Genomic DNA, 8,015 nt, shown 5'->3' on the forward strand with positions numbered 1-8,015 from the left:
GCAGATGCCACGTACGGGCTCAGCCGCTCCCGGGTCTTTTATTACCCGAGCCACCTGGCACAGCCCGAGATGGCTGCCCTGGACCAGTTGTCATCGAGACGCCTGCTCCACGAGTTCTACCCGAACCTGCCCCATCAAACCGAGGCGCTCCCCTGGATGGCGCGGGTCAAAGGAGGCTTCCTGGTGGGTCTCGGCCCCTTGAAGCACCTCCGCCAGCAGTTCCAACGTTATGGGAAGTCCCCCGCCTGGTTCATCCGCCGCACTTGGCGTCGCCTCCGGCCCTGAGCCCATCGGGGCCCGCTCGACGAGCGGCGGAGTTTTCGCCATATTTTCCCCACCATTCGCTTGCCCCCACGATGCCTTCTCCGTCCGGAGAGCCTTCGTTTTCCATGGCAACGCGACGCACGGCCCCCGCGCACCCCGGTTGATGATCGTCCTCCCCCGCGAGCCGGACCTCCCCCCCCCGCGGTCTTCGTCGCCGCACCCCGCATCAGGCGGGGCGGCGGCTGACCAGGAGCACGTTCTTCTTCCACCGCAGCTTGCGGTAACCGAGCAGGTGGAACAGCTCCAGGGGGAACCAGCGGGCCACCGAGGTATGGACCCGATACGCCCCCGGCCGGGACGCGTGGGGCTCGACCCCCGGCAACAGCCCCACCAGGCGGTCCAGCCGCAGGCGCCGCATGACCGCCGAGAGCACCAGCCAGCCGCGGGAAATGCGCCGGCCGAGGAAAAAGCCGTCCTCGCCCAGGCCCTGGTAGAGGGGCAAGAGCACCAACCCCGATTCCCGGGCCCGGATCTCCTCGCCACGAGCCGTCGCCAGCAACTGTCCCGCCCGGACCTGCTGGAAGTTGCGAAAGCCGGCCTCCATGCGGAAGCCGTCACCGGGGCGGATGGCGTGGCGATAGCGCACCTCCATCACCCGGGGCACGCCGGCGCCGGCCCGCTCGAGGGTGCGGCGCCACCCGGCCAAGTCCGGCACCCGGGCCGCCTCCAGCAGCCCCGCCTCCACCAGGGCGATCCACAGGGTCGCCTCGTGGTGCACCACCGAGCTGGCCTTGTCGTGCTGCCCCCCCTCCACCCCGAGAGTGATGTGCCCGCGCTCGTTCATGTACTCGAGCAGAGAGCCGTCGAGCTGCTCCTCGATGCCGAGAATCACCGGCGCGGGAAAGCGCAGGGCGAAGCGCCGGTTGCGCAGGGTGTCGCCGCAGGTGAAGAACGGGCATCCGTCGGCGGAGGAGGTGTGCAGATCGAGAAAATACACCGGGCCCCGGGCCCGCTCCTCGATGGCCAGGATCTGCTCCATCAACGCCCGGCACTCGCCCTGCTCGACCGGGTCACCAGGGCCGGGAGCCCGGGGAAGCTGCCCGCCATCGAGGGGCCAGAGGCGGTTGAGGTCGCGATCCACGAAACGCTCGCCCCGCGCCAGGGCGGGCAGGTTGCCCCGCAAGCCGACGAACTCGCCCCGCACCTCCAGGCCCCGCGCCTCGATGGTCCCGAAGACCCGCTCCAGGGCCTCGATGCCCGCCGGCTCGTTGCCATGCACGCCCGCGGTGACCACCAGGGTGGCCCCCGGTTCTGCGCCACGGCGGCGGTCGACGAGCCGCGAGCGGACGCCGGCCCGACCGGGGCCTGCAAGGGGTGGGGTGGGGCGATCCATCGAAAGCACTACTCCCTGAGCTTCTGCTCCAGCAGCTCAGCGGCAATGTCCATGAACTCGTGATCCGTGACCAGGCCCACCAGGCGGTCGTCCTTGACCACCGGCAGACAGCCGATCTTGTGACGGCGCATCAGGGCGATGGCCTCGAGGGTGCTGGCCTCCGGCGCCACCGTCACGGGGTCTTTCTTCATCACTTCAGATACAGCAATCGTGCTCCTGTCGCCACCTCCGCGCCCCTGGGCGAGCACCCGCAGCAGGTTGCGGTAGGAAACGAGCCCCACCAGCCGGTGCTGGTTGTCCTCCACGGGAACGTGGCGGATGCGCTCCCACTCCATCAGGTTGGCCACCAGGTCGATCAGCTCGTCCTCCTGGACCGTGAACAGGTCGGTGACCATGAACTGCTCCACCCGCATGTAGTTGAACTTCCAGCCCCCGGCCTCCTCCAGCCGCGCGGGCTCCCACTCGGCGACAGGCCGGCCCGTCTTCTGCCGGGCCAGCGTGGCCGCGGTCAGGGCGTTGAGGCGCTCGCCGGCGGTGCCCTTCTCTTTCATCGACCCCAGTGAACGGAGCAGCCAGCCGGCCCCGGTGACCCCGGCCTTCACCCGGCGCTCGATGGTGCCCAGGTAGCGGTCGATGTCCGCCGGATCGATGCCGGCGGCGGCCAGGCCCCGGCGGGCATCGGGAACCAGCCGGTCGAGCAGCAGCTCCCGTGCGGGGTAGACCTTGCCGTCGAACCAGGTGAACTGGGCCGCCAGGCCGTGCTGGGCCGCCGCGAAGAAGTTGCCCTTGGCCACGTCGAACTCGACCTCGGCGGCGATGTCCTCGTGACCCATGGCCAGGGCGGAGATCATCCCGAACCACAGGGCGGCGTTGGCCACCTCGTCGTGGGGGGTGGGGCCGGCGGGAAGCACGCGGTTCTCGATGCGCAGGTGGGGCTTGCCGTCGGTCAGGCCATAGCAGGCGCGGTTCCAGCGATAGACCGTGCCGTTGTGCAGGCGCAGGGACTTCAGCCGTGGCGTGTCGCCCTGCTCGAGGGTGGCGAAGGGGTCTTCGTCGTCCTCGACCCCGAGCAGGGCGCGGAAACGCGAGATGTCTTCCTGGAAAAGCTCGATCACCGAATGACGCACCCAGTTGCGGCCGAAGGTCACCCGCGGGCTGCGCTCGCGCAGGTGCTGGTGGGTACTGCGCGTGTCCACCGACTGGCGAAAAACGGCGATGCGGGTCTCGCGCCACAGGCGCCGGCCGAAGAGCAGGGGCGAATTGGCCGCCACGGCCAGGATCGGTCCCGTGATGAACTGGGCGATGTTGTAGAGGTTGGCGAATTCCTCGGCGCCCACCTGGAAGTGGACCTGGAAGCTGGCGTTGCAGGCCTCGACCATCACCGAGTCGTGGTTGACGATCAGTTCGTCGACGCCCTTGATGCGAAACTCGTAGGCCCCGCCGCGCATGCGGCTCATCGCCCGGTTGAGGGCAAAGTAGCGCGGGATGGGGGTCATGGCGTCGAGGCCCAGGTCGGACTTGCGGATGGTGGGCAGGATGCCCGTGAGCACCACGTCGGTCTCGCAGGCGGCGGCGGCCCGGCGCGCCGCGCCGAGCACGTCGTCGAGCTGGGCCTCCAGGCGGGACAGGCAGTCGCCGCCGAAGAGGCAGGGGTCGAGATTGGCCTCCAGGTTGAACAGGCCGATCTCCGTGGTGAAACGCGGGTCGTTCACCTCCCGCAGCACGTCGAGGGCCCGCATGGCCGGGCGCATGGCGCCGTCGACGAGGAACATCTCCTGCTCCGCCCCGACCCGCCGCACACCGGTTTCGATCATCCCCGAGGCGATCATCTGCTCGAGGGCCCGCAGATCGGTCAACACGCGCTTCATGAAGGCGCGCAGGTCCTCTCCCGACAGGTCACGATTGGCGGTCTGGTCGCCCATGGTCCCCTTCCTCGCGCCCCCGGCGGCGGACAGCGGGCAACGGGCGGCAGCCCGCAGCGCCCCGCAGGATATCGGAAAGTACGGGGAAAGTGCGGGAAGGCGAGTTTACGAAATGGTTTGCCGCGGCGCGCCGGGGCGGTCAGAACAGGGGCGCCGGATAGCGGCCCTCTTCTCCGAGCAGCTCGGCGAGCTGGTCGTCGAAAGCGTCCCGTGGAGTTTCGATGGCCTCGACCTCGTGGCGCACGCGCACGGCGGCTTCCTCGATGAAGCGTCGCGCGAGGAGGATGTCCCGGGCGCTGCGCTCCTCGCCCACCGCCGCGACCCGCGTCGACACGCGGGAAAGCACGGCCAGCATCGCGTAGAGCTGAATCGCTCCGTCGGCCAGGCGACGCAGGGTGTACTGCTGACCGAGGATGCGCCGGCGATGGCGGCGCAGCACATCCACCACCTTGGCCGAAAACCCGGTCAGGGCGGCGGCGAAACATTCGCCTTCGGCGGCCAGCACCCCGGGCACCCAGCCCGGCACGGTGGCCGGTTGCCCGGCGATCGCCCCCATGGCCTGCTCGAGCCCCTCGGCGCCCAGGCCGGCCTTTTCGGCCTTGAGCTGCGCGGTGACCCGGTGGCTGGGCTCCTTGAGCGCCTCGAGGGTGCCCGACAGACGCAGGATCTCGTTGGTGCCCTCGAAAATCAGGTTGATCCGCGCATCCCTCAGGTAGCGCTGGTAGGGATACTCGTCCATGTAGCCGATGCCGCCGACCACCTGCACCGTGTCGTTGACCGCCTCCCAGAGGGTTTCGCTGCCGAGCACCTTGCAGAAGCCGGCCTCCACGGGGAGGGTGCGGCGGTCCCGGTCGATCAGTCCGGAGGTGAGGTAGACCGCGCTCTCCGAACCGTAGGTGTGGGCCGCCATCCGGGCCAGCTTTTCGCGAATCATGCCGAAGGAGATGATCGTCTTGCGGAACTGGGTGCGCTCGGTGGCGTGCTCGACGGCCATCTTCAGGCATTCCTTCGAGCCGCCGGTACAGCCGGCGCCCAGCGAGAGGCGGCCGGTTTCGAGGGTCTCGAGGGCGATCTTGAAACCCTCGCCAATCTCGCCGATCACGTCCTCCGGAGCCACCTCCACGTCCTGGAAGGCCAGCTCGGTGGTGGCCGTGCCGCGAATGCCCAGCTTGTGTTCGGAAGGGCCGTTGGTAAAGCCCGGCTGGCCGCGACGCACGAGGAACGCGCCGGGACCTTCCCCACGGCTGCCCCTGGTCTTGGCGAAAACCGAAAAGAGATCGGCGTAAGAGCCGTTGGTGATCCAGATCTTGTTGCCGTTGATCCGGAAGACGCCCTTGGCCTCGTCCCACTCGGCGGTGGTGCGCATGGCGTTGGCATCGGAGCCGGAACCGGGCTCCGTCAGCGCAAACGCGCAGAGGGTCCGGCCGGTGGCCACACCGGGCAGGTACCTGGCCTTCTGCTCCGGGTTGCCGTAGAGCAGCAGGGGCTTGGCCCCGATGGAGAGGTGGGCTCCCACGAACACCGACAGCGACGCATCCCGCCGGCACATCTCCTCGACCAGCCGGCAATAGGAAGTGGTGCCGAAACCGGCGCCTTCATACTCTTCCGGCACGGTCGCACCCAGCAGGCCCAGCTCGCCCAACTGACGGCGCACGGACTCGGGGATTTCCTGGTCCCGGTCGATCTTCTCCGAGTCGAGGTTGTCGTCGGCCCACTCGCGGAAGGCCGCGACGGTCATGTCGGCGATTTCCTTCTCGTCGGGGTCCTGCTCGGGAAAGGGATAAACGCTTTCCTCGTCGAGTTTGCCAAGGAACAGTCCCTGGGTCGGTGGAGCGGGAATCGAACGCTTTTCGTCAATCATGGCAAGGAATCCTGATCGCGCCCGGATCATCCCGAGCGGTGGAGGGGAAAGGCGCCAAGCTTAACTGAAAAACCAGTCAATGGCAGCCCCGCCGAGCACCGGTCGCGGTAGCCCCCCCGGCCCTGGTCCCCCGCCCGCGACCCGGGGGCACGTTGCAGGGCGCCCACCGCGGTGGCGGGGACAAGCGCCTGGACGGGGTAGCGCCGGCGGTCTGCCGGGCTGCGACCGGGCTCTGGGCGTCGCGCCGGCTCCCCCAGCGCCGGCGGGCCAAGGCACCCGCCCCCCTCAGAATCCTCGATCCATCCAGCCATGGAGGCATGGCCCTTGCGAATGGCTCGGTAACATCAAAGCCGGAGTATCCCCAACTCGTTGACAGGCTCCGAGGCGCCCCAACTCGTCCATGGTGTATTCCTGCGCTTCCGACTCACCGGCGGCGATCCGGCCATGGGGCCAGGCCACCCGGGTGACTCGATCGTTGTCATCATACCTGGTACGAAAGGGATCGACAGACGCTCGGCGAAGCAGGGTAGTTGTTGGGGAAGTCGGCAACGAGCCGTGCCGCCGCTGGTCGGCCACCAGCAGCAAGCTCGAATCCGAACCACTTTTCAACACCCGCTCACCCGTGCTCTCCTCTCTCGCACCGGGTACGGGACGAGGTGAGATGCTTCTTCGAGTGTGGTGCGGGAGGGTCGATCACCTCGGGGCCGGTCGGTTCGAGCTATGTGCTGCGAGCACGTTGTCGTATTTGACCGCCCCACGGCCCACCCGGTTGAGCCTCGAGCTCGGATAGGTAGGTGCCGATTGACTCGTTTCTTGGCATCGGCGGGATCATCGAGCGGCCTCGAAGGCCAACCATCCCACCCACCGGAAAGGACCCGGTTCGCTCTCCCCTGCACCAGGGAAGCACGGCCCTCTCGCACCAGGAGGATTATCTCATGTTCTTCGTCGGACTGGATGTCCACAAAAAAGTCGTCGAGGCCGCCATCATCGACCAGGACGGAAAACTGGTTCAGCGGGACCGGTTCCCCTGCACCCGCAGCGAGCTGCTGAATTTCGCCAAACGTTTCCTTTCTCCCGAGGCCGAACTCGCTCTCGAAGCGACAACCAACACCTGGGCCGTCGTCGACATCCTCCAGCCCTTCGTCAGCCAGGTCGTCGTCTCCAATCCCCTGCGCACCAAGGCCATCGCCGAGGCCAAGATCAAGACCGACAAGGTCGACGCCCTCGTGCTCGCCCAGTTGCTCCGCGTCGACTACCTCCCCAAAGTCTGGATCCCCGATTCTCAAACCCGGATCATTCGTCAGATGACAAGCCATCGAGCGTCCCTCGTCGGGGATCGCACGAGAATCAAGAATCGCATCCACGCCGTCCTTCACCAAAGGCTGATCCCTCTGCCCGTCAGCTCCCTTTTCTCCGTTTCCGGCATGGCTTGGCTCCGCAAACTCGACCTCGACCCTCACGGCCGCGATCAGGTCGACTCCGAGCTGGCCCTCCTCGACGCCGTCCAGGAGCAGATCCAAAAGCTCGACAAGCAGCTCGCTCTGCTCGCCTACCGCGACGAGGAGGTCAAGCTCCTGATGACCCTCTTCGGCGTCGACACCGCCGTCGCTCAGAGCCTGCGCTCCACTCTCGGTGACATCGACCGTTTCGAGTCCGGTGATCATGCCGCCAGCTGTCTCGGCCTGACTCCCTCAGTCAAACAGTCCGCGGGCTCCTGCTACTACGGACCGATCACCAAGCGCGGCAAGGCTCACGCCCGCTGGATGGTGATCCAGGCCGCTCAGCATTTCGACCGCCAGCCAGGACCTCTCGGTGTCTTCTTCCGTAAGATCGCCAAGAAGAAGAACCGCAACGTCGCCGTCGTTGCTACTGCACGCAAGCTCGTCGTCATCGCCTGGCACATGCTCAAGAACCACGAGCCCTACCGCTACAGCCAGCCACGATCCACCGGCGACAAACTCGCCCGGCTCCGTATCGCTGCTACCGGAAAACGGCGCAAAGGAGGCCATCCGAAGGGAAGCGGCAGGCCCGCCTCTTACGGCACCGGCCAGAATACTCGCGGCGTCAAGAGTCTCTCTCAGGTCTATGCCAGTGAAAACCTGCCCCCAAACGCCCAGATTCCTCCCGGAGAAAGGAGAATGCTGGCGGAAAAGGGCTTGACCGACTACGTGCAGAAGATCGATACCCCTCACCGCATACCTCGGTAACCATCCCGCTCAGCCGCTCTTCCGCAGCGGGAGAAGCGACTCAGCCCCCCATCCAGCAGCACGAGCTGCTGAATGGGTTGCGTCACCACCGGAATCTCGGGGCGAGGGCGGTGACGCAACCAAGACAGCAGCTCTTCGGGATAGCTGCGCCACAATCCTTCCATCACCACCACTACCAGACCCGCCAGACCCAGAATCCACGCCCCAGCCAGCCCCCGAAAACCCCGCCGATTCCTCCGCAACCAAAATAATCGCGGAATCCACTTGACCCGTTCATAGGTAGCCGAGTTCCGATACGGCTCCGCAGGGGCTGGTCAGGCGGGTCAGCCGTCCTTCGGCATTGCGCTCGAAAACCCACTCCGGCCGCA

General features: G+C 67.1%; 5 protein-coding genes. 2 read left to right on the plus strand and 3 right to left on the minus strand.

Annotated elements, in window-relative coordinates:
• A partial coding sequence (locus Q9Q40_01375) for a hypothetical protein (protein ID MDQ7005862.1) occupies window positions 1–285 on the plus strand: 285 nt, incomplete at its 5' end.
• Between the two features lie 205 nt (window positions 286–490).
• Here Q9Q40_01375 and Q9Q40_01380 read toward each other — a convergent pair.
• The 3 genes from Q9Q40_01380 to Q9Q40_01390 form a co-directional block, all read right to left on the minus strand.
• Window positions 491–1,657, minus strand: a complete 1,167-nt coding sequence (locus Q9Q40_01380) for a succinylglutamate desuccinylase/aspartoacylase family protein (protein MDQ7005863.1) — start codon at window positions 1,655–1,657, stop codon at window positions 491–493.
• Window positions 1,658–1,665: 8 nt separating this feature from the next.
• A complete protein-coding gene (locus Q9Q40_01385; GenBank protein MDQ7005864.1) occupies window positions 1,666–3,579 on the minus strand; it encodes a CBS domain-containing protein in 1,914 nt (637 codons plus the stop codon).
• Between the two features lie 139 nt (window positions 3,580–3,718).
• The gene (locus Q9Q40_01390; GenBank protein ID MDQ7005865.1) at window positions 3,719–5,440 is read right to left on the minus strand and encodes an acyl-CoA dehydrogenase family protein; all 1,722 of its coding nucleotides are present in this window, start codon (window positions 5,438–5,440) and stop codon (window positions 3,719–3,721) included.
• Window positions 5,441–6,375: 935 nt separating this feature from the next.
• Here Q9Q40_01390 and Q9Q40_01395 point away from each other — a divergent pair.
• Entirely contained in the window at window positions 6,376–7,647 is a 1,272-nt protein-coding gene (locus Q9Q40_01395; GenBank protein ID MDQ7005866.1) for an IS110 family transposase, read from the plus strand.
• The last annotated feature ends 368 nt before the right edge of the window (window positions 7,648–8,015 follow it).

Source organism: Acidobacteriota bacterium (genome assembly GCA_030949985.1).
In the GTDB taxonomy this organism is placed as follows: domain Bacteria; phylum Acidobacteriota; class Polarisedimenticolia; order J045; family J045; genus JALTMS01.

Excerpts from the sequence above, each read along its gene's own strand:
- Q9Q40_01380 (MDQ7005863.1), bottom strand. The coding sequence starts at position 1,657 with ATGGATCGCCCCACCCCACCCCTTGCAGGCCCCGGTCGGGCCGGCGTC.
- Q9Q40_01385 (MDQ7005864.1), bottom strand. The coding sequence starts at position 3,579 with ATGGGCGACCAGACCGCCAATCGTGACCTGTCGGGAGAGGACCTGCGC.
- Q9Q40_01390 (MDQ7005865.1), bottom strand. The coding sequence starts at position 5,440 with ATGATTGACGAAAAGCGTTCGATTCCCGCTCCACCGACCCAGGGACTG.
- Q9Q40_01395 (MDQ7005866.1), top strand. The coding sequence starts at position 6,376 with ATGTTCTTCGTCGGACTGGATGTCCACAAAAAAGTCGTCGAGGCCGCC.